This window comes from Streptomyces sp. NPDC090442 (genome assembly GCF_044769405.1).
Lineage (GTDB): Bacteria > Actinomycetota > Actinomycetes > Streptomycetales > Streptomycetaceae > Streptomyces.
This window is the reverse complement of the sequence record NZ_JBIVXW010000082.1, coordinates 1-21,611: the sequence shown is the minus strand read 5'-3', so window position 1 is coordinate 21,611 and position 21,611 is coordinate 1. Positions and strand designations below refer to the sequence as shown.

At 74.0% G+C, this 21,611-nt stretch carries 18 protein-coding genes; 12 read left to right on the top strand and 6 right to left on the bottom strand.

Going from position 1 to position 21,611, the window contains the following annotated elements; all coding sequences use genetic code 11:
- Positions 1-33 precede the first annotated feature (33 nt).
- The 3 genes from ACIQU6_RS37560 to ACIQU6_RS37550 form a co-directional block, all read right to left on the bottom strand.
- The gene (locus ACIQU6_RS37560; protein WP_403486225.1) at positions 34-1,380 is read right to left on the bottom strand and encodes a coenzyme F420-0:L-glutamate ligase; all 1,347 of its coding nucleotides are present in this window, start codon (positions 1,378-1,380) and stop codon (positions 34-36) included.
- Positions 1,377-2,336: a 2-phospho-L-lactate transferase gene (cofD, locus tag ACIQU6_RS37555; RefSeq protein ID WP_403486224.1), complete on the bottom strand. Its 960-nt coding sequence runs from the start codon at positions 2,334-2,336 to the stop codon at positions 1,377-1,379. The genes ACIQU6_RS37560 and cofD overlap by 4 nt, the downstream gene beginning before the upstream one ends.
- A gap of 78 nt (positions 2,337-2,414) precedes the next feature.
- Complete coding sequence (locus tag ACIQU6_RS37550; protein ID WP_403486223.1) at positions 2,415-2,924, bottom strand: cysteine dioxygenase; 510 nt, start codon at positions 2,922-2,924, stop codon at positions 2,415-2,417.
- 741 nt (positions 2,925-3,665) lie between these two features.
- Here ACIQU6_RS37550 and ACIQU6_RS37545 point away from each other — a divergent pair.
- The 3 genes from ACIQU6_RS37545 (at position 3,666) to ACIQU6_RS37535 (ending at position 9,659) form a co-directional block, all read left to right on the top strand.
- Positions 3,666-3,929 carry a WhiB family transcriptional regulator gene (locus tag ACIQU6_RS37545; RefSeq protein WP_003983763.1) on the top strand — a complete coding sequence of 88 codons (264 nt, stop codon included), beginning with the start codon at positions 3,666-3,668 and terminating at the stop codon, positions 3,927-3,929.
- A 313-nt stretch (positions 3,930-4,242) separates the two neighbouring features.
- On the top strand, positions 4,243-8,070 hold the full coding sequence (locus ACIQU6_RS37540; protein WP_403486222.1) for a glycosyltransferase: 3,828 nt from the start codon (positions 4,243-4,245) through the stop codon (positions 8,068-8,070).
- The gene (locus ACIQU6_RS37535) at positions 8,067-9,659 is read left to right on the top strand and encodes a DUF5719 family protein (protein WP_403486221.1); all 1,593 of its coding nucleotides are present in this window, start codon (positions 8,067-8,069) and stop codon (positions 9,657-9,659) included. Before ACIQU6_RS37540 ends, ACIQU6_RS37535 begins: the two co-directional genes overlap by 4 nt.
- Before the next feature lie 75 nt (positions 9,660-9,734).
- On the opposite strand, the gene ACIQU6_RS37530 is transcribed toward ACIQU6_RS37535, so the two are convergent.
- A complete protein-coding gene (locus ACIQU6_RS37530; protein WP_403486220.1) occupies positions 9,735-10,193 on the bottom strand; it encodes a metallopeptidase family protein in 459 nt (152 codons plus the stop codon).
- A 280-nt stretch (positions 10,194-10,473) separates the two neighbouring features.
- Between ACIQU6_RS37530 and ACIQU6_RS37525 the strand changes: the two genes are divergently transcribed.
- From ACIQU6_RS37525 to ACIQU6_RS37490, 8 genes are all read left to right on the top strand, one after another.
- On the top strand, positions 10,474-10,920 hold the full coding sequence (locus tag ACIQU6_RS37525; protein WP_383423839.1) for a DUF3499 domain-containing protein: 447 nt from the start codon (positions 10,474-10,476) through the stop codon (positions 10,918-10,920).
- 110 nt (positions 10,921-11,030) lie between these two features.
- Positions 11,031-12,389 (top strand): phosphomannomutase/phosphoglucomutase, encoded by a 1,359-nt coding sequence (locus ACIQU6_RS37520; RefSeq protein ID WP_403486219.1) that lies wholly within the window; start codon positions 11,031-11,033, stop codon positions 12,387-12,389.
- A gap of 126 nt (positions 12,390-12,515) precedes the next feature.
- A complete protein-coding gene (locus ACIQU6_RS37515; protein ID WP_403486218.1) occupies positions 12,516-12,698 on the top strand; it encodes a Trm112 family protein in 183 nt (60 codons plus the stop codon).
- A gap of 43 nt (positions 12,699-12,741) precedes the next feature.
- Positions 12,742-13,878 (top strand): SIS domain-containing protein, encoded by a 1,137-nt coding sequence (locus ACIQU6_RS37510; protein WP_403486217.1) that lies wholly within the window; start codon positions 12,742-12,744, stop codon positions 13,876-13,878.
- Positions 13,879-13,986: 108 nt separating this feature from the next.
- The gene (manA, locus tag ACIQU6_RS37505; RefSeq protein ID WP_403486216.1) at positions 13,987-15,189 is read left to right on the top strand and encodes a mannose-6-phosphate isomerase, class I; all 1,203 of its coding nucleotides are present in this window, start codon (positions 13,987-13,989) and stop codon (positions 15,187-15,189) included.
- Positions 15,190-15,306: 117 nt separating this feature from the next.
- Positions 15,307-16,248: a cation diffusion facilitator family transporter gene (locus ACIQU6_RS37500; protein WP_403486215.1), complete on the top strand. Its 942-nt coding sequence runs from the start codon at positions 15,307-15,309 to the stop codon at positions 16,246-16,248.
- A 379-nt stretch (positions 16,249-16,627) separates the two neighbouring features.
- Positions 16,628-18,085 (top strand): adenosylhomocysteinase, encoded by a 1,458-nt coding sequence (gene ahcY, locus ACIQU6_RS37495; RefSeq protein ID WP_403486214.1) that lies wholly within the window; start codon positions 16,628-16,630, stop codon positions 18,083-18,085.
- Between the two features lie 159 nt (positions 18,086-18,244).
- Positions 18,245-18,859, top strand: coding sequence for a hypothetical protein (locus ACIQU6_RS37490; protein WP_403486213.1), 615 nt, complete (start codon positions 18,245-18,247; stop codon positions 18,857-18,859).
- A 150-nt stretch (positions 18,860-19,009) separates the two neighbouring features.
- On the opposite strand, the gene ACIQU6_RS37485 is transcribed toward ACIQU6_RS37490, so the two are convergent.
- Entirely contained in the window at positions 19,010-20,053 is a 1,044-nt protein-coding gene (locus tag ACIQU6_RS37485; RefSeq protein ID WP_403486212.1) for an RDD family protein, read from the bottom strand.
- A gap of 153 nt (positions 20,054-20,206) precedes the next feature.
- Between ACIQU6_RS37485 and ACIQU6_RS37480 the strand changes: the two genes are divergently transcribed.
- Complete coding sequence (locus tag ACIQU6_RS37480) at positions 20,207-21,214, top strand: stage II sporulation protein M (protein ID WP_403486211.1); 1,008 nt, start codon at positions 20,207-20,209, stop codon at positions 21,212-21,214.
- 198 nt (positions 21,215-21,412) lie between these two features.
- Here ACIQU6_RS37480 and ACIQU6_RS37475 read toward each other — a convergent pair.
- A partial coding sequence (locus ACIQU6_RS37475) for a hypothetical protein (protein WP_403486210.1) occupies positions 21,413-21,611 on the bottom strand: 199 nt, incomplete at its 5' end.

Here is a 21,611-nt window from a genome sequence, read left to right as displayed (position 1 = left end):
GCCCACCGCGCGGCGTCGGCGGACGGTGACGCGTCAGCGGACGGTGACGAAGTCGTCCACCGGCCGCGCCGGCCGCTCCCGGGGCGGCGCCGCCGGCCGTCCGATCGCCACCGCCCCCATCGGCTCCCACTCCGCGGGCAGTTCCAGCACCTCCCGGACCACGTCCCGACAGAACATCGTCGAGGAGATCCACGCCGACCCCAGCCGCTCACCGGCCAGCGCCACCAGGAAGTTCTGGATACCGGCGCCCTGCGCGACGACGAACATCTCGCGCTCGGCGGCGCCGCGCCGCGCGTCCGGGTAGACGTGCGACCCGTCCAGCACCATGCACGGCACCGCCAGGTACGGCGCGTCGCGCAGCACGTCGCCGCGGCGCACCCGCCTGGCGATGGCCTCCTCCGACCTCCCGTCCGCGCCCAGGTCCGCCACCCAGGCGTCCCGCATCGCGTCCAGCAGCCGGGTCCGGGATTCCGCCGACTCCAGCAGGACGAACCGCCACGGCGCGGTGTGGTGCGGCGCCGGCGCGGTCAGCGCGGCCGCCACCGCGCGCCGCACCGCGCCCGGGTCCACCGGACCGTCGGTGAACTCCCGCACCGTGCGCCGCAGCGTCACCGCCTCCCGCACGGCCTCGGAGGTGCCCAGCCGGAACATGTCGTTCGCCGGGTTGCGCACCAGCGCCCGGGCCCCCGGCACCTCCCCCTCGTCGGTCTCCGGCTCCTCGCCCACGACGTGCGGCAGCCCGCGCACCACCGCCACCGGCAGCGCGGTCGCCTTGCCCTTCACCAGGTCGCCCGCGGCGGTCAGTTCGTCGGCGGTGGCCACGATGGTGGCGCTGAGCGGATTGCCGTACGCGTCGGTGCCGCCGCGCAGGTCGTCCAGGACCCGCACCCCGGCCGCCCCGATGGCGACGTCGGTGAGCCCGCTGCGCCACGGCCGCCCGAAGGTGTCGCTGATCAGCACCCCGACGTCCACGCCGAGCGTCTCGCGCAGCCCGGCGCGCAGCGCACGGGCCGAGGCGTCGGAGTCCACGGGCAGCAACAGCACCGTGCCGGCAGGGGTGTTGGAGGCGTCCACGCCGGCCGCGGCCATCACCAGGCCCTGGGGGTTCTCCACGATCCGCAGGGTGCCGCGGCGGGCCACCACCCGTACCGTCTCGGAGTCGATCGCCGCCTCGCGGTCGGCGGCCTCGACGATCCGCCCCTCGGCCTTGCTGACGATCTTCGAGGTGACCACCACCACGTCGCCGTCGGCGAGTTGGGTCGCGCCCTCGGCCGTCGTGGCGGCCGCGATCAGCTTGACGAGGTCGTCGCCCGGCCGCACCTCGGGGATCCCCGGCAGTGCCCACACCCGGTAGCCGGGCTCCGTACCCGCCCCGGTCATGCCCGCACCTCCGCGGCCAGCGCCAGCGCCTCACGGGCCATCGCCGCGGTCGCGTCCAGGTCGGTCATCATCAACGGCACCGCCCGGCAACGGATCCCCGCCGCCTTGACCTCGGCCACCGCGCCGGCGTCCACGTCGTCCACGAGCCAGCCGTCCAACAGGCCCGCGCCGTAGTGCTGGGCCACCGCCGCCGCGGTGGACCGGACGCCGACCGCCTCCAGCACCTTGTCGGCCATCCCGCGCACCGGCGCGTCCCCGACGATCGGCGACAGCCCGACCACCGGCGCCCCGGACGCCGCGACGGCCTCCCGGACGCCCGGCACGGCCAGGATCGTGCCGACGCTGACGACCGGGTTGGACGGCGGGAAGAGGATCACGTCGGCCTCGGCGAGCGCCTCCAGCACGCCGGGCGCCGGCTTGGCCTCCTCGGCGCCGACCGGCACCACGGCCAGCGCCGGCACCGAGGCCCGCATCCGCACCCAGTACTCCTGGAAGTGCACCGCCTTGCGCTCGCCGTTCTCGTCCTCGACGGCCACATGGGTCTCGACCCGGTCGTCGGACATCGGCAGCAGCCGCACGCCCGGCTGCCAACGGTCGCAGAGCGCCTCGGTGACGGCGCTCAGCGGATAGCCGGCGCCCAGCATCTGGGTCCGCACGATGTGGGTGGCGAAGTCCCGGTCGCCCAGCCCGAACCACTCCGGCCCGACGCCGTACGCGGCCAACTCCTCCTTCACCCGGAACGTCTCGTTGGCCCGTCCCCAGCCCTGGTCCTCGTTGATGCCGCCGCCGAGCGTGTACATCACGGTGTCGAGGTCCGGACACACCTTCAGCCCGAACAGATGGATGTCGTCACCGGTGTTGCCGATGACGGTGACGTCCGCGTCCGGAGCCGCTGCCTTCAGTCCCCGCAGAAAGCGGGCGCCGCCGATACCGCCGGCCAGAACCACAATGCGCATGCCCATAAGCATGTCAGCCGCGGGCGGTTCCATGAGGGGCGGTGGTCGGGCTACGGGCTACGGACCGGGCGCGGGGCGTCAGTTGGCCGCGGGCTCCTGGGCGGGGGCCGCCCCGGCCGGGCGGAGCCGACCGCGCGGACGCATCGGCATCTCGGTCAGGCCCGGGAAGTAGACGTGCAGGCTGACGGCCGGCACCAGCGCGTCGTTGACGACCTCGTGGACGTAACCGGGGGCGAAGACCTTCTGGTTCCCGGCCGTCAGGCCGCGCGGCCCGTCCGCGGTGTGCTCGGTCAACTCGCCCTCCAGGACGGTCAGTACGCCCGACGACGGCCCGTGGTCGTGCCGGCCGCTGCCCTGCCCGGGCAACCAGCTCAGCAGCCACACCTCGTACCGGGGGCCGGTGCGCAGCCGGTGGTACCAGCGGGTGGTGGCGTCGTAGCGGACCAGGGGCGCCCAGGCGTCGCGGTCGGCGGCGATCGAGCGGGCCAGGCCCGCGAAGCCGGCGACGGTGCTGGGGTGGGCGGGGACGGGCGGCAGCAGGTGGGGGAGGGCGAGCGGGTCGCCGGCGATCTGGACGTCGCTGTTCATGGACGGGTTCCTCGGCGGGAGTGCGGGACGTACGCGCGAAACCCCGCGGGGCGGGGCGGGAGGGGGTGCGGCACGGCGCGGGCCGTTTCCTTGTGGGGGCACGGCGCGGTGGTCGCGGAGAGGCGGTGCGCTGCGGGTGCCTCCCAGCGGTGGCTGGGGAGGGGTGTGCCGAGCGCGGCGGCTGGAGCTCAGTGGCTACGACAGCTCGAACAGCGACAGCGGGCCTGCACGGCGCAGCGGGACCCGTAGGAGCGGGTCAGTCGGTGCGCGGAGGTCGCTGGCATGCGGACAAGGAGACACGGGGCGGCAGCGCGATGTCAAACGGAGGCCGCGGGGGTCGGCGGCGTTCACCTCATCCGGTTACGCCGTTCGGAGAAAGGTTTGTGCGACCCCCGGTGAGGAGAAGCGGACCAGCAACCGCACCCGGGGCGGCCGTTGTAGAGCTGTGACCCCGCTGTGATCTTCCCCGCTCCGACGCGCGAAGTGCAACGCAAAAGGTGTCCGGTGGCGTCTCACTCGGTGAGAAGGAGGCCACGGGTTGATTGCCCGGTGAAGTGTCCTAGTTTTGGATGATTTGAACACTTTCCGCATACGCTTGGTTCCGCAGAGTGAATAAGAGGCCCAATAGCAGATCTCGGCTTGACTGGCCCGGATCAGCACACTTGTAATTTCACTCGTGTCGTTCAGCCGATTTCGATCACGGCTTGATCACGGGGACGTAAAGACAGACGAGGGGCGCACATGACCGAGCTGTTCCAGGAATTGCTGGTCGAGGAGGCGGACGAGGAGCTCGGCTGGCAGGAGCGCGCACTGTGCGCCCAGACCGACCCCGAGTCCTTCTTCCCGGAAAAGGGTGGCTCCACCCGCGAGGCCAAGAAGGTCTGCCTCGCCTGTGAAGTCCGGTCCGAGTGCCTCGAATACGCCCTCGCCAACGACGAGCGCTTCGGTATTTGGGGCGGTCTGTCCGAGCGCGAGCGCCGCCGCCTCAAGAAGGCCGCCGTCTGACCGTGGCAGCCCAGCACCCCGCACCCCGCGGCCGTGCCGACCGCGCAGCCGCACCTCCCCAACTCCCCATATCCGCCTATACCGAACGCACCGCCTCCGGCGCCCTGTCCGCCGGAGGCGGTTTGCTGTGTACGGAGCCGATCGGTGCCCCGTCGCGAACCATTAGTGTGGGGCCCCGTCCGAGACACGCCCGCACCGCCGGCGCGGGGTGCGCGTGTCCCTCGTAGTCCGTCGCAGTGTCTTCCGGGGGCGGGGGCCTTGAGCGACTTCGCCGCGGGCCCCGAACTCCCGGGTCCGGAGGGCCCGTACCTCGATGTCCGTGCACAGCCAGTCGGCGGCCCAGCCCGCCCCCTACGCAACCGCCGCACCGGAGTTCCCGCGGCACGTCGTCACCGCCGTGATCGTCTCGCACGACGGCGGCCGCTGGCTGCCCGAGGCGCTTGCCGGGCTGCTCGGCCAGGAGCGACCGGTGCAGAACGTCATCGGCGCCGACACCGGTAGCGCGGACGACTCCGCCCAACTGCTCGCCGAGGCGATCGGCGACGACCGCGTGCTCCACCTCGCCCGCCGCTCCGGATTCGGCACCGCCGTCGACGAGGCGGTGCGCAGCGCCCCGGTCCTCGGCCCCGACGACCTGCCCTACCTGCGCCGCCCCAGCGGCTGGGACCCCGTCAGCCGCACCTGGCACGACGAGGCGTACGACATGCCGGAACTCCCGCACGGGGAGCCGGTCCAGTGGCTCTGGCTGCTGCACGACGACTGCGCGCCGGCGCCCGACGCGCTCGCCGAGCTGCTGCGGGTCGCCGACGCCAGCCCGTCGACCGCCGTCGTCGGTCCCAAGCTGCGGAGCTGGTACGACCGCCGGCAGTTGCTTGAGGCGGGCGTCAGCATCGCCCGCAGCGGCCGGCGTTGGACCGGGCTGGACCGCCGCGAGCAGGACCAGGGCCAGCACGACCAGGTCCGCCCGGTCCTGTCCGTCTCCACCGCCGGGATGCTCATCCGCCGTGACGTCTACGAGCAGTTGGGCGGCTTCGACCGCCGACTGCCGCTGATGCGCGACGACGTCGACCTGTGCTGGCGCGCCCAGGCCGCCGGCCACCAGGTGCTCATCGCCCCCGACGCGGCGCTGCGGCACGCCGAGGCAGCGGCCCGCGAGCGCCGCCCCATCGACTGCGTCGGCCGTTCGGTGGCCCGCCCGTCGCCCGACCACCACCCCTCATCGAAGCGCTTCGCGCTGCGTGGTTCCACCCCGCACCGCGTCGACAAGGCCGGCGCGGTCTACACCCTGCTCGCCAACACCCGTGGCGCGCTGCTCCCGTACACCCTGCTGCGGCTGCTGATCGGCACGCTGCTGCGGGTCGTCGCCTACCTCGTCGGCAAGGTCCCCGGGCAGGCCCTGGACGAACTGGCCGGGCTCTTCGGCACGTTGCTGCGCCCCGGGAAGATCCTCGCGGCCCGTAAGCGACGCGGGAAGCCGACGGTCGACGCGGGCGAGCTGCGGTCGCTCTTCCCGCCGCCCGGCGCGACCGTCCGCGCCACCGTCGAGCAGGTCGCCGGCAACCTCGCCGGCCGCGCCGCCCCCGACGTCGCCTCCGCCGGCCGGCACGGCGCGGTGGAGTCCGGGCCCGGCGGCGACGACGCCGACTACCTGGAGATCGAGCAGTTCGCGCGGCTCAAGCGGATCGCCCGCCGCCCCGCGCCGGTGCTCTTCCTCGTCCTGCTGGTCGTCTCGCTGATCGCCTGCCGGGGGCTGCTCGGCGGCGGTTCGCTGGTCGGCGGTGCCCTGCTGCCGGCGCCCGGCGGCCTCGGCGCGCTGTGGTCCTCGTACGTCGACAGCTGGCATCCGGTCGGCGTCGGCGACACCGCCGCGGCACCGCCCTACCTCGCCGTGCTCGCCGCGCTCTCCACGCTCTTCCTGGGCAGCACCGGCTTCACCCTGACCCTGCTGCTGGTCTGCTCGGTGCCGCTGGCCGGCCTCACCGCCTACTTCGCCTCCCGCCCCCTGGTCGCCTCCCGGCTGCTGCGGGCCTGGGCGAGCATCGCCTACGCCTTCCTGCCCGCCGCCACCGGCGCGCTCGCCGGCGGCCGCCTGGGCACCGCCGTCCTGGCCATCCTGCTGCCCCTGATGGCCCGCGCCGCGGTCGCCGCCAGCGGGCTGCGGCTGGCTCCCGGCACCCGGCCCAGTTGGCGCGCCGCCTGGGCGTACGCGCTGCTGGTCACCGTCACCACCGCCTTCACCCCGATCGTCTGGCCGATCGCGGTGCTGCTCGGCGTGGGCCTGCTGGTGCTGCGGTTCCTGGACGGCAACCGCGGCCTGCTGGTGCCCTACCTGCTGCGGTTCCTGGCCGTGGCGCTGGCCCCGCTGGTGGTGCTGGCGCCCTGGTCGCTGTCGCTGCTCGCCGACCCGTCGCGGTTCTTCCGCGAGGTCGGCCTCGACTACGGCGCCGGCTCCGCCTCCGTCCTGGACCTCGTCGGGATCAGCCCCGGCGGCCCCAAGGCCGTCGGCGGGCTGCTGCTCCTCGGCGTCGTGCTGGCCGCCCTCGGCGCGACCCTGCGTGACGCCCGCCAGACCGCGATCCGCACCGCCTGGGCGGTCGCCCTCGTCGGGCTGCTGTGCGCGGCGCTCGGCAACGGCTCCGGCTGGACCGGCCCGGCGCTGCTCGTCTACGGCCTGGCGCTGCTGTGCGCGGCCGCGCTCGGCGCCGAGGGCATCCGCACCCGGATGACCGCGCTCGGCTTCGGCTGGAAGCAGCCGGCCGCCGTGCTGGTCGCCCTGGCCTGCCTGATCGCCCCGCTCTACGCGGCGGCCAGTTGGATGATCACCGGGGCCGCCGGCCCGGTCCAGCGGCGCGACGCCACCCAGGTCCCGGCGTTCGTCGCCGAGGAGGCCACCACCACCGACCGGGCCCGCACCCTCGTCCTGGACGGCACCCCCGGCCACGTCGAGTACTCCCTCGTGCGCGGCGCCGGCGCCCAGCTCGGCGACGCGGACCTGGCCGCCGAGGCCGGCCCGGACGCCCGCCTGGACGCCGTCGTCGCCCACCTCGTCGCCGGCTCCGGCGCCGACCAGACCGACCGGCTCGGCGGCTACGCGGTCCGCTACATCCTGGTCCGCAAGGGCGCCCCGCGGGAGATGGGCCGCGTCCTGGACGCCACCCCGGGCCTGACCCGGCTCAGCCAGGAGGACGGCAGCGCCCTGTGGCGGGTCGACCAGCGCGTCTCCCGGATCTCGATCGTGCCCGGCCAGACCAAGGAGGGCACCGCCAGCGGTGACGCCGTCGCCCCCGTCCCGGTGCCGGCCGGGCCGGTCGACGCGCACACCACCAAGGTGCCGGCGGGGCCCGCCGGCCGGATCCTGCGGATCGCGGACGCCGCCGACGACGGCTGGCACGCCTCCCTCGACGGCACCCCGCTCAAGCCCGTCACCGTCGACGGCTGGGCCCAGGGCTTCCAACTGCCCTCCAACGGCGGCCGGTTGGACCTCACCCACGACAACCCCCTCGGCCACACCCTCTGGCTGTGGTCCCAGGGCCTGCTGGCGCTGGTGCTGGTCGTGATGGCGCTGCCGGGACGCCGGCGGGAGATCGACGACGACCTGCCCGAGGAGGCCGCCGCGGCCGCGGTCGCCGCCCCGGTCGCGGGGGAGGGGCGCCGGGCCCGCCGGCTGCGCGCCCAGGCCGAGGCCGCCGGCGCCGACGCCCCGGTCGCCCGCAGCGACGAGGAGCCACCGGCCGCCGCGCCGGCCCCGGACCAGGACCCGGTCGCCGACCCGTATGCCGCGGTCCCGCCCCAGCCCTCCTACGAGGGCTGGGCCCCCGCCCCGGACCCGGCCGCCGACCAGCAGCCCTACGCCCCGGTGGCCGACCCGTACCAGCCCGGGTACTACGACGGCCAGCAGCAGCCCGCGCCGGCCGACCCCTACCAGGCGGGCGGTTACCAGAGCGGCTACCCGACCGACCCGTACCAGGCGGGCGCCTACGACCCGTACGGCTACGGCGGCCAGCAGTCGGCCTACCCCGACGCCGGCCCACAGGCGCACCCCCAGCAGCCCCAGCACCCCGAGCACCCGCAGCACTACGACGGCACGACGTACCCCGGCGCCTTCCCCGAGCCGCGCCGTGACGGGAGCGACCAGCAGTGAAGCGCACCATCCTGTCCCTGACCGCCGCGGCCGCCGCGCTGGCCGCGGTCACCGGCGTCGCCGCGGTCGCGGCCCCCGGCGGCGGCACCGCCGCGGCCCCCACCAGCGGCACCCGGCTGCCCGTCCAGCGGTCCACGCTGGTGTGCCCGGCGCCCAGCTCCTCGGAGGTCGCCGACACCACCTACACCGCCTTCGCGCCCCCGGGGGCGGCGGCCGGTGCGGACACCAAGAAGGGCACCGCCCAACTCCAGCCCACCGGGACGCTCGCCGACAGCCACGGCAACCCGGCCGGCAAGGGCGGCAAGGACACCAAGGGCAAGGGCAAGGGCGGCGCCGCGGATCAGGGCGGGGCGCCGACGACCGTCCCGCCGGCCGACAGCAAGCCGGTGGTGCCACTCCAGGAGGCCGGCAAGCCCGTCACCGCCAGCACCGACAGCGCCGACGCCCCCGCCCTGACCGGCTCCGCCGACGGCGTGCTGGCCCCCGGCTGGACCGTCCAGCAGACCACCAGCATCGCCGCCGGCTCCGGCCGCGGCCTCCAGGGCCTGAGCTGCACCGCCCCCGACACCCAGTTCTGGTTCCCCGGCGTCAGCACCGCCTCCGGGCGCACCGACTACGTCCACCTCACCAACCCCGACAGCGCGCCGGCCGTCGTCGACCTCGAAATGCGCGGCAAGGACGGCCCGTTGACCGGCAGCGGTGGCGGTGAGGACATCACCGTGCCGCCGCACACCACCGTCCCGGTGCTGCTCTCCACCCTCACCGGCGGCCCCGCCGACGGCGCCGCGCTGCACGTCACCGCCCGCTCCGGCCGGGTCGGCGCCGCCGTCCAGGCCGCCGACGCCAAGACCGGCGGCGACTGGCTGCCGCCCGCCGCCGACCCGGCCCCCGAGGCCGTCCTCCCCGGCATCCCGTCCGACGCCACCGACGTCCAGCTGGTCGCCGTGGCCCCCGGCAACTCCGACGCCGACCTCAAGGTCCAACTGGCCACGCCCACCGGCCTGATCACCCCGACCGGCCTCGACAGCCTGCACGTCAAGAGCGGGATGACGGCCACCGTCGACCTCAAGGACGTCACCAAGGGCGAGGCCGGCTCGCTGGTCCTCACGCCCAGCGGCGACGGTTCCGCGGCACCGGTCACCGCGGCGCTGCGGGTCGTCCGCGGCAAGGGCGACAACCAGGAGATGGCGTTCATCCCGGCGACCCGGCCGATCGAGGCCCGCGGCACCGCCGTCGACAACCGCGCCAAGGGCAGCACGCTCACCCTCGTCGCCCCCCAGAAGGGCAAGGACGCCAAGGTGAAGGTCACCGCGTCGGCCGGCAGTGGCGGCGGCACCCCGACCAGCAAGACGTACACGGTCAAGGGCGGCACCAGCCTCGCCGTCCAGCCGCCGCAGCCGACGGGCCTGAAGGGCTCCTACGCGCTGACCGTCGAGCCCCAGTCCGGCAGCGGCCCGGTCTACGCGGCCCGGATGCTGGAGGTCCCGCAGGGCGGGCTGCCCGCCTTCACCATCCAGCCGCTGCCCGACGACCGCGGCTCGGTGCTCGTCCCGACCGCCGGCCAGGACCTGTCCCTGCTCGCCCGCTGACCCACCCGTCGCCGACCACCGCGCCCCAACGGCGCCGCTGGGCGGCGACACCCGCGCTGGACCCGCGCCGCCGGCTCACTCCTGCCCGTAGCGCGGGTCCACCGACTCCGGCGCGAGCCCCAGCAGCTCGGCGACCTGCTCGACGACGACCTCGTGCACCAGCAGCGCCCGCTCGTCGCGGCCCTTCGTGCGGATCTCCACCGGCCTGCGGTAGATCACGATCCGATCGCGATATTCGTCGCCGGCCGGCAGCACCCGGCCCAGCGGCACGACGTCGTCCTCCAGGAGCGGATCCACCCCGCCGTCCGGCCCGAACCCCGGTACCTCCAGCACCAGGAAGTCGACCTGTGCGAGCTGCGGCCAGCGCCGCTCCAGCCGGTCCCGGGAGTCGTAGACCAGGTCCGCGAACGCGTCGCCGCGGCTCACCGACAGCGGCACCTGGGGAGGGGCGATCGGGCCGCGCATGCCACGGCCGTGGCGGTCGCGGCGCCGGGGCCGGGGCTCCGCAGGACGGGGAGGTACGGGGCTGTCCATCAGATCGAGCGTAGCCCTCCCGGGACGACCGGCACGGCGTTGTGCGACAACTCGCCACTTGTCGCCGGCTGACCGGACCAGGCCCGGTTCGGTCCGTTTGCCGCACCGCATTCGACCACCCAACTCCCACCGTCCGACGCGGAATGACGCGAAATGCACTACCTGGTGGTGGGATGCCCTCGGGATCCCGCCCACCGCACGGCCTCGGCGGTCACCTCCGTACCGCCCCCCGGCCGGGGGGGTGCAGGTCAGACGCATCGGACGAAGCGGGACGACACGGTTGGGTGAGCCGAGGGAGAGTCGTCGCGGCCCGCTCAAGAGTGCGGTACCGTCCAACGTCGTGAGCCCTGTACGTCGCTGTTCGCGCACTGCGTGCGGCCGCCCCGCCGTCGCAACGCTGACGTACGTCTATGCGGACTCGACCGCCGTGCTCGGACCGCTCGCCACCTACGCCGAACCGCACTGCTACGACCTGTGCGCCGAGCACTCCGAGCGGTTGACCGCCCCCCGCGGCTGGGAGGTCGTCCGCCTCGCCATCGACCCCGGACCCGCGCGCCCCAGCGGCGACGACCTCGAAGCGCTGGCCAACGCCGTCCGCGAGGCGGCCCGCCCCCAGGAGCGCGCCGCCGGCGGCACCGACACCCCCGCCCCCACGGGCCGCGACGGCCACCCCATGGAGGTCGCCCGCCGCGGCCACCTCCGGGTCCTGCGCTCGCCCGACTCCTGAGCACCGGGCCGTCACCGGCCCGCCCGCCCCCGTACCCGGCTGGTTCACGGCCCCCGTACAGAACGTACGGGTAGGTTTGTGACCCCCGTAGGCGACCCCAGGAGGCTGGCGTGACTGACCTGTCGCAGATCGTGAAGGCGTACGACGTGCGCGGTGTGGTCCCCGACCAGTGGGACGAGGCGCTGGCCGAGCTCTTCGGTGCGGCCTTCGTCCAGGTCACGGACGCCGACGCGATCGTCATCGGCCACGACATGCGGCCCTCCTCGCCCGGCCTGTCCCGCGCCTTCGCCCGCGGCGCGGCCGCCCGTGGCGCCGACGTCACCGAGATCGGCCTGTGCTCCACCGACGAGCTCTACTACGCCAGCGGTGCCCTGGACCTGCCCGGCGCGATGTTCACCGCCTCGCACAACCCGGCCCAGTACAACGGCATCAAGCTGTGCCGGGCCGGCGCCGCCCCCGTCGGCCAGGACACCGGCCTCGCCGAGATCCGCGCCCTGGTCGAGCGCTGGACCGAGCAGGGCGCCCCCGAGCCGGCCGCCCGCCCCGGCACCGTCGCCCAGCACGACGTCCTCGCCGACTACGCCGCCCACCTGCGCTCCCTGGTGGACCTCACCGCCATCCGCCCCCTGAAGGTCGTGGTGGACGCCGGCAACGGCATGGGCGGCCACACCGTCCCCACCGTCTTCGAGGGCCTGCCCCTCGACCTCGACGCCCTCTACTTCGAGTTGGACGGCTCCTTCCCCAACCACGAGGCCAACCCGCTCGACCCCAAGAACATCACCGACCTCCAGGCCCGCGTCCGCGCCGTCGGCGCCGACCTCGGCCTCGCCTTCGACGGCGACGCCGACCGCTGCTTCGTCGTCGACGAGAACGGCGACCCGGTCTCGCCGTCCGCCATCACCGCCCTGGTCGCCGCCCGCGAACTGGCCAAGCACCCCGGCGGCATCGTCATCCACAACTGCATCACCTCCTGGTCCGTCCCGGAGGTCGTCAAGGAGCACGACGGCGCCCCCGTCCGCACCCGCGTCGGCCACTCCTTCATCAAGGCCGAAATGGCCCGCACCGGCGCCATCTTCGGCGGCGAGCACTCCGCCCACTACTACTTCCGCGACTTCTGGAACGCCGACACCGGCATGCTCGCCGCCCTCCACGTCCTCGCCGCCCTCGGCGAACAGGCCGGCCCGCTGTCCCAGCTCGTCGCCCAGTACGACCGCTACGCCGCCTCCGGCGAGATCAACAGCACCGTCGACGACCAGGCCGGCCGCCTGGCCGCCCTCAAGGCCGCCTACGAAGGCCGCGACGGCATCACCCTCGACGAGCTCGACGGCCTCACCGTCACCGCCGCCGACTGGTGGTTCAACGTCCGCCCGTCCAACACCGAGCCGCTGCTCCGCCTCAACGCCGAGGCCCGCGACCGGGCCACCGTCGACCGCATCCGCGACGAGGCCCTCGCGATCATCCGCGGCTGACCCCGCGCCGCCCCGCGGGAGGGCCGCCCGCCCGGCCCTCCCGGTAGCCCCGCCCCCTCCGGGCAAGCCCCGGGCCCCACTCCGGCGGTACGCTGGCCACGCCGCAACCACGCCGAAGGAGCCCCGATGCCGGTCGACGCCAGCCTGATCCAGATCCTCGCCTGCCCGGCCTGTCACGCACCGCTGGAGGACCGCAGCGCGGCCGACCCGGCGGAGCTGGTCTGCACCTCCGGCGCCTGCGGCCTCGCCTACCCGGTCCGTGACGGCATCCCCGTCCTCCTCGTCGACGAAGCCGTCCGCCCCGCCTGATCCGGCACCACCCGCCCCACCGGCGATCGGAGGCCGCGCCACCATGCTCGACGAGTCACTCCTCGACGCTCCCGAGGCGCTGGCCGGCGCCGACCGCTTCGGCCTGCTGCGCGGCGTCGCCGAATCCGGCGCCCGGGTCCGCACCGCGGCCCGCAGCGCCGCCGAGTCCGGCATCCCCGAGCTGACCCCCGACGGCCGCCCGCGCGCCGTCCTGGTCGCCGGCCCCGGCCCGGCCGCCGCCGGCGTCGCCGACCTGCTGCGCGCCCTCAGCGGCGGAAGCTGCCCGGTCAGCCTCATCCAGCCCACCGGCGTCGCCCCCGTCCCCGGCGCGCTGCGCTGGACCCTCCCCGGCTGGGCCGGCCCCCTCGACCTCCTCCTGGTCGCCGGCCCCGACGCCGCCGACCCCGGCCTCGCCGAACTCGTCGAGCAGTCCTACCGCCGCGGCTGCGCGGTCGTCGCCGTCACCCCCGCCGGCGGCCCACTCGCCGACGCCGTCGTCCAGGCCCGCGGCCTGGCCGTCCCGCTGGCCACCACCGACTACGACACCGAGTTCGACGTCGAGGGCGCCCCGCCGGCCGCCCCCGGCACCCTCTGGTCCGTCCTCATCCCGCTGCTGGTGCTCGCCGACCGGATCGGCCTGATCAGCGCCTCCGTGGACGACATCGGCAAGCTCGCCGACCGCCTCGACGAGGTCGCCGAGCGCTGCGGCCCGGCCATCCCCACCTACACCAACCCCGGCAAGACCCTCGCCGCCGACCTCGCCGACGCGCTCCCGCTCATCTGGACCGAGGGCCTGATCGCCGGCGCCGTCGGCCGCCACTTCGCCACCGAACTCGCCGGACTGGCCGGCCGCCCCGCCCTCGCCGCCGACCTCCCCGAGGCGCTCACCACCCACCGCACGCTGCTCGCCGGCGCGTTGGCCGCCGGCGCCGACCCGGACGACTTCTTCCGCGACCGCGTCGAACAGCCCGCCGCCCTGCACGCCCGGGTCGTCCTGCTCCGCGAGGACGCACCGGGCCCGCTCTCCGCCACCCGCGCCGCCCAGGAACTCGCCGACGAACGCGACACCCCCCTCAGCGCGCTGGAGCCGACCGCCGGCAGCGACCTGGAACGCGCCGCGGAACTCCTCGCCATCGCCGATTTCGGCGCCGTTTACCTGGCGCTCGCCGGCACCGAGTGATCATGGCTCCGGCGGGGCCCGCAGGAGACCGCCCGCCCCCGAGCGCCTAGCGAGCAGGGCCCCGCGCCTCGCCGAACCACTCACGCAACGTCAGGAAGCAGTCGCCCCATGGACCGCCTCGTCAACACCGTGCGCCCCTATGCCTGGGGCTCCACCACCGCCCTCCCCGACCTCCTCGGCGTCCCGCCCACCGGCGAGCCCCAGGCCGAGCTGTGGCTCGGTGCCCACCCCGGCGCCCCCTCCCGCCTGGACCGCGGCGACGGCCCGGTCTCCCTCGCCGAGGTGATAGCCGCCGACCCCGGGGCCGAACTGGGCGCCGCGACGGTCCGCGCCTTCGGCCCCCGGCTGCCGTTCCTGTTCAAGATCCTCGCCGCCGGCGCCCCGCTCTCCCTCCAGGTCCACCCCGACCGCACCCAGGCCGAGACCGGCTACGCCGCCGAGGAGGCCCGCGGCGTCCCCCTCGACGCCCCGCACCGCAACTACAAGGACCCGCACCACAAGCCCGAGCTGATCTGCGCCCTCACCCCCTTCGACGGCCTGTGCGGCTTCCGGCACCCGGCCGAGGCCGCCGACCTCCTGGAGGGCCTCGACGTCGCCGACCTCAAGCCGTACGTCGACATCCTGCGCGCCAGCCCCGAGGAATCCGCCCTGCGCGAGGTGCTCACCGCCGTCCTCGGCGCCGAAGGACACGCCCTCGCCGAGACCGTCGAACGCGCCGCCACCGCCGCCGCCCACCTCGCCCCCAAGGGCGGACCGCACGCCGAGGCGTACGCCGCCTACGCCGACCTCGCCCACCACCACCCCGGCGACCCCGGCATCCTCGCCGCGATGCTCCTCAACTACGTCCGACTCCAGCCCGGCGAGGCGCTGTTCCTCGGCGCCGGCATCCCGCACGCCTACCTCAGCGGCCTGGGCGTCGAGTTGATGGCCAACTCCGACAACGTGCTCCGCTGCGGCCTCACCCCCAAGCACGTCGACGTCCCCGAACTCCTGCGCGTGGTCCGCTTCGAGCCCCGCGACGCCGGCGTGCTGCGCCCCGAGGACGTCGACGGCGAGGAGGTCTACGACACCCCCATCGACGAGTTCCGCCTCTCGCGCTTCGTCCTGGCCCCCGGTGGAGCCCCGCGCCCGCTGCCCGCCCGCACCCCGCAGATCCTGCTCTGCACCGCCGGCACCGTGCGCCTCACCAGCGACACCGGCACCACCCGGGAGCTGATCCTGGCCCCCGGCGGCTCCGTCTTCGCCCCCGCCAGCGAACACCTCACCGCCTCCGGTGACGGCACCCTCTTCCGCGCCACCGTCGTCGTGTGACGGTCCGTCCGGCATCCGGCCGCCCGTCGTCCCCCGCCGACCCGGCTGCGACAATGACCGCCGCAACCGCGTTAAAGGAGCGGTAAAGCCCGGTCTACGGAAGGGACCTGCGCACCCATGAGTGCATCCGGCGGTACCAAGGCGATCGTTGCGGCGCTCAGCGCCAACCTGGCGATCGCCGCAGCCAAGTTCGTCGCCTTCGCCTTCAGCGGCTCGTCCTCGATGCTGGCCGAGGGCGTGCACTCGATCGCGGACTCCGGCAACCAGGGCCTGCTGCTGCTCGGCGGCAAGCGGGCCAAGCGCGCCGCCACCGCGGAACACCCCTTCGGTTACGGCCGCGAGCGCTACATCTACGGCTTCCTGGTCTCCATCGTCCTGTTCACCATCGGCGGCGTCTTCGCGCTCTACGAGGGCTGGGAGAAGATCCAGCACCCGCACCCCCTGGACAACTGGTACTGGCCGGTCGGCGTCCTGCTCTTCGCCGTCATCGCCGAGGGCTACTCCTTCCGCACCGCCGTCAAGGAGTCCAACACGCTGCGCGGCCAGCAGAGTTGGACCCAGTTCATCCGCCGGGCCAAGGCCCCCGAACTCCCCGTCGTGCTGCTGGAGGACTTCGGCGCCCTGATCGGTCTGGTCCTCGCCCTCGGCGGCGTCGTCCTCACCCTCGTCACCGGCAACAGCGTCTGGGACGGCGTCGGCACCATGGCGATCGGCGCCCTGTTGGTGCTGATCGCCCTCGTCCTCGCCGCCGAGACCAAGTCCCTGCTGCTCGGCGAGGCGGCCGGCCCGGACCAGGTCGCCAGGATCCGCGCCGCCCTCGTCGACGGCGACGTCGTCACCCGCGTCATCCACATGCGCACCCTCCACCTCGGCCCCGAGGAACTCCTCGTCGCCGCCAAGATCGCCGTCGAGCACGACGACACCGCCGCCCAGATCGCCGACGCCATCAACGCCGCCGAGGCCCGCATCCGGGAAGCCGTCTCCATCGCCCGCGTCATCTACCTCGAACCCGACATCTACGACGAGCGGGCCGCCACCGCGCCCCCCGGCACCAACTGACCACCGCGGGCCCCGCCCCCGAGGGAGGCGGGGCCCGCGCCGTCCCCCCAGGGGCCGCCCTTCCCGCGCCACACGGAACAAGCCAACCAACCGCCCGACGAAGCCAAGCCGGCGAAGAAGACCATGCGGTCTGGGGCCACGGACCGGATCGGTGTAAATTCGACCCCAGTGCCAGACGTCGCTGCTGATGGCGGTCGGGCGGCCCGCACCGCGGGCCGACCGAGGGAGAGAGGGCCTCCGACGGACTGCGCTGCGGCAAGGGGAGAGGTGTACCCGCCTCCCCGTAGGCTCGCCTACGCCCGGAGAACCCCGGGGCCCCGACCCGCGCCGCAGACTGCCCGAAATGCCCGATCAACCTCGACTCCGAGGAGCAGCCCGTATGACCACAGCAGCCACCGGCCAGGACTTCAAGGTCGCCGACCTGTCCCTCGCCGCCTTCGGCCGCAAGGAGATCACCCTCGCCGAGCACGAGATGCCCGGCCTGATGGCGATCCGCAAGGAGTACGCCGCGCAGCAGCCGCTGAAGGGCGCGCGGGTCACCGGCTCGCTGCACATGACCGTGCAGACCGCCGTGCTGATCGAGACCCTGGTCGCCCTGGGCGCGCGGGTGCGCTGGGCGTCCTGCAACATCTTCTCCACCCAGGACCACGCCGCCGCGGCCATCGCGGTGGGCCCGAACGGCACGCCTGAGAACCCCCAGGGCGTCCCGGTCTTCGCCTGGAAGGGCGAGTCGCTGGAGGAGTACTGGTGGTGCACCGAGCAGGCGTTGACCTGGGCGGACGCTCCCACCGGCGGCCCGAACATGATCCTGGACGACGGCGGTGACGCCACCCTCCTCGTCCACAAGGGCGTGGAGTACGAGAAGGCCGGCCAGGCGCCGGCGGTGGAGTCCGCGGAGAGCGAGGAGCACGCCGCGATCCTGGCGCTGCTCAACCGCACGCTCGCCGAACAGCCGCAGAAGTGGACGAAGTTGGCGTCGGAGATCCGTGGCGTCACGGAGGAGACCACCACCGGTGTCCACCGTCTCTACGAGATGCACCGCGACGGCGTCCTGCTGTTCCCGGCGATCAACGTCAACGACGCGGTGACCAAGTCGAAGTTCGACAACAAGTACGGCTGCCGCCACTCCCTCATCGACGGCATCAACCGCGCCACCGACGTCCTGATCGGCGGCAAGACCGCCGTCGTCTGCGGCTACGGCGACGTCGGCAAGGGGTGCGCCGAGTCCCTCCGCGGCCAGGGCGCCCGCGTGATCGTCACGGAGATCGACCCGATCTGCGCGCTGCAGGCGGCGATGGACGGCTACCAGGTCACCACGCTGGACGACGTGGTGGAGACGGCCGACATCTTCATCACCACGACGGGCAACAAGGACATCATCATGGCCTCGGACATGGCCAAGATGAAGCACCAGGCGATCGTGGGCAACATCGGCCACTTCGACAACGAGATCGACATGGCCGGATTCGCGAAGATCCCGGGCATCGTCAAGGACGAGGTCAAGCCGCAGGTGCACACCTGGACCCACCCGGACGGCAAGGTGCTCATCGTGCTGTCCGAGGGCCGGCTGCTGAACCTGGGCAACGCCACGGGTCACCCGTCGTTCGTGATGTCCAACTCCTTCGCGGACCAGACGCTGGCGCAGATCGAACTGTTCACCAAGCCCGAGCAGTACCCGACCGACGTGTACGTGCTGCCCAAGCAGCTGGACGAGAAGGTCGCCCGGCTGCACCTGGACGCGCTGGGCGTCAAGCTCACCACCCTGCGCCCGGAGCAGGCCGAGTACATCGGCGTCGAGGTCGAGGGCCCGTACAAGCCCGACCACTACCGCTACTGAGCCGCCGCCGGTCCGCCTGCGGACCGGCACCCGGCACCCCCAGCAGCCGCTGGCACCAGGCCCTCGCCCTCCGGGCGGGGGCCTGGCCCGCAGAACCCCCGGAAACCCCCGCGCCACCCGCGCACCGCCCCACCCCCCGCTCCCAAGGACTGCACCCCCATGCCCCGCGGCCACTACTCCCTGCACGACCCGCACGACCACACCCCCCTCGGCGAAGAACACTTCCACTGCGCCACCGGCCCCTCCGGCTGGCGCTACGTCTCCCAGACCCTCAACACCGCCGGCGAACACACCGGCTCCGTCGACCTCACCCTCGACGCACTCGGCCGCCCCCTCCGCCTCGAACTGCACGCCGCCGCCTGGCAGGTCCGCGGCGCCGCCCTCGACGGCGTCACCTGGGTGCGCACCGACCCCACCGGCACCCACGCCACCGAGGGAAACGTCCCCGCCCACGCCTTCACCGGCGCCTCGCCGGCGTTCCTCGTCGCCACCGCCCGGCTGCTGCGCCTCACCGCCGGCGCCGGAGCCACCCGCGTCCGCCTCGTCGCCTTCACACCCCCCGTCCTCGCCCCCCGCACCCTCGACCAGTCCTGGGCGCTGCTCTCCAGCACACCACACGCCACTGACAACGCCCCGCTGATCGCCGACGAGTACCAGGTCACCGACCTCGAAACCGGCGAACAGCACGCCGTCCACCTCGCCGGCGACGTCGTCCTCGCCGCCCCCGGCATCGAACTCGAATCCCTCGACTCGCCGCCCTCGACGTTCACCTGACGCGGGGGAGGGGACCGGGACCGCACACACCACACCGCGAGCCGAAGCGCCACCGCGGACGAACACGAGCCGGCGGACGGGCAGTTGGCTGCCACGTACCCTGCCGCCCCCACCGGCCGCCCGCCTCCTCCGTGCCTTTGCGTTTCCGCCTCACGCCGGCGGCGCGAACCCCGTCCCGCCGCCCGCCGACGACCGCCCCCGCGGCCCGTCACCCGGCACGCCCTCTCCCGCCGGCCGGGCCACCCCGCCAGCCACCGCCTGCCCTGTCGTCACGGCACCCCCGGGCGCAGCCCACGCCCCACCGGCCACCACCGCATCCGTCTCCCCCGCGGACGACGTCCCCACCACAGCGCCACCCGCCGGCACCCCGCCCCCGGGGACCACGCCCCCAGGCACGACCTCCGAAGCCACCCCCGGAACCGCTCCCCCCGGAACGTCACTCCCCCCGAACGCCCGCCGGGACTCCCGCCCCTGCCGCTCGCGCACCACCGCGGCCAGATACACCACCGGATCCACCCCCGCCGGCACCTCCGCCCCCGCGAAGCCCCGCAGATCCCCGGCGAGCCGCCAGGCCACCGCCGCGCCCGCCTGCGGATCCAACTCGCCCAGCCGCCCCAGGCATTGCCGCACGGCCAGCCACCACCCGTCCGGGACCCGCGACAGATCGAGCCCCCCGACCTCCCCTGCCAGCCACGGCGGCGGCTCCGGCAACTGCACGCCCGCACCCTCCGCCTCGGGCACCCGCTCCCGTATCACCAGCGTCCCGGCGAACACGTCGCCCAGGCGTCGCCCCCGCGCCGACACCAGGGACGCCACCGACGCCAACACCCCCATCGTCATCACGATCTCGACGGCCCCCATGGCACCCCGCACCAGCGCGTGCCGGAACCGGATCGGCCCCCCGTCCTCCCGGACCACCCGCAGCCCACAGATCAGCTTCCCCAACGACCGCCCGTGGCTCAGCGTTTCGACCGCGATCGGGACCCCCACCTGCAGCAGCACGAACGTCGCCACCTGGACGGCCGCCAGCACCGCACTGTCCATCGAGGACGCCGCGCTCAGCATCACCAGCGTCACCGCGATGTACGTCCCCCAGGCCACCGCGAGATCGACCGCTATCGCCAGCCCCCGGCTCGCCAACCGCGCCGGCCGCAGCCCGAGCACCACCGCTTCCCCCGTCACCAGCTGACTCACGCACCCACTCCCTCTCGTCTCCTTCTTGACGGGCCACCACCCCGCGGCCCACTCGTCCCACGCGGTCCCACCCCCGAAGGCCCGGGGCCCGCGTCCGGCCAGTCTGCCAAGCTGGCCCGGCACCCACCCACCGCGCTGCGAGGAGCGAACCGTATGGACCTGGATGTCTTCGTCACGGCCCACGGCGCCGAATGGGACCGACTGGAAGCCCTGTTGCGCCGCAAGCGCCACCTCACCGGCGCCGAGGCCGACGAACTCGTCACCCTCTACCAACGCACCACCACTCACCTCTCGCTCCTCCTCTCCAGCGCCCCCGACCCCGCCCTGACCGGCCGTCTGACCTCCCTCGTGGCCCGCGCCCGCAGCAAGGTCACCGGCGCCCGCAAGGCGTCCTGGCGCGACGCCGCCCACTTCTTCACCACCTCGTTCCCGGCCGCCGTCTACCGCCTGCGCCGCTGGTGGATCCCCACCGCGGTGCTCTCCCTCACCGCCGCCGCCCTTCTGGCCTGGTGGATATCGGCCCACCCGGAGGTCCAGGCCACCCTCGGCGCCCCACAGGACCTACGCGAGATGACCCGCCCCGGCGGCGAGTACGAGGCGTACTACTCCAACCACCCCGCCGCGGCCTTCGCCGCCCAGGTATGGACGAACAACGCCCAGGCCGTCGCCCTCTGCCTGGTGCTCGGCGCCTTCCTCGGCCTCCCCGTCCTCTGGGTCCTCCTCCAGAACATGCTCAACCTCGGCGCCGGCCTGGGCCTGATGTCCTCCGCAGGCCGCCTCGACACCTTCCTCGGCCTCCTCCTCCCGCACGGCCTCCTCGAACTCACCGCCGTCTTCGTCGCCGCCGGAATCGGCCTCCGCCTCGGCTGGACGGTCATCGACCCGGGCCCCCGCACCCGCCGCACGGCCCTGTCCGAAGAGGGCCGCTCCGCCCTGGGCGTGGCCATCGGCCTCGCCGCCGTCCTCTTCGTCTCCGGCATCCTCGAAGGCTTCGTCACCCCCTCCGCCCTCCCCACCTGGGCCCGCATCAGCATTGGCGTCCTCGCCGAGCTGGCGTTCCTCACCTACGTCTACGTCCTGGGCGGCCGCGCCGTACGCGCCGGCGAGACCGGCGACATCGCCCCCACCGACCGCGACGCCCTCCTCCCCACCGCCGCCTGACGTGTGCATACCCCTGATGACCTGCTAATCTCCTTTTCATCCCGGCAACCCGTTGACACGGGTAGCAGGGGGAGGTAGATTCAAACGGTTGCAACGAACTGGACAAGTTCGATCGCGACGGTTAGTCTCAATCTCCGCTCCGGCCGCACCTTTCAGATCGGCGGAGCGCACCGGCCTTTTACTGGAAGTCTCACTCGATCATTCGGGTCGATCTTCTTCTGGTAAAGTCGGAAAAGCCGAAAGGCAAGCCCCTTCGGCGGGCAATTCAGAACGAAATTCGAACCAGTCGCTCAGCGGCCGGAAACGAAAGAAGATCTGATAAAGTCGGAAAGGTCGAAAAGCGAAAGCGAAGCGGCCGAACCCCGCTCCAACAGGGGGCCGGATGCGGAAACGGATC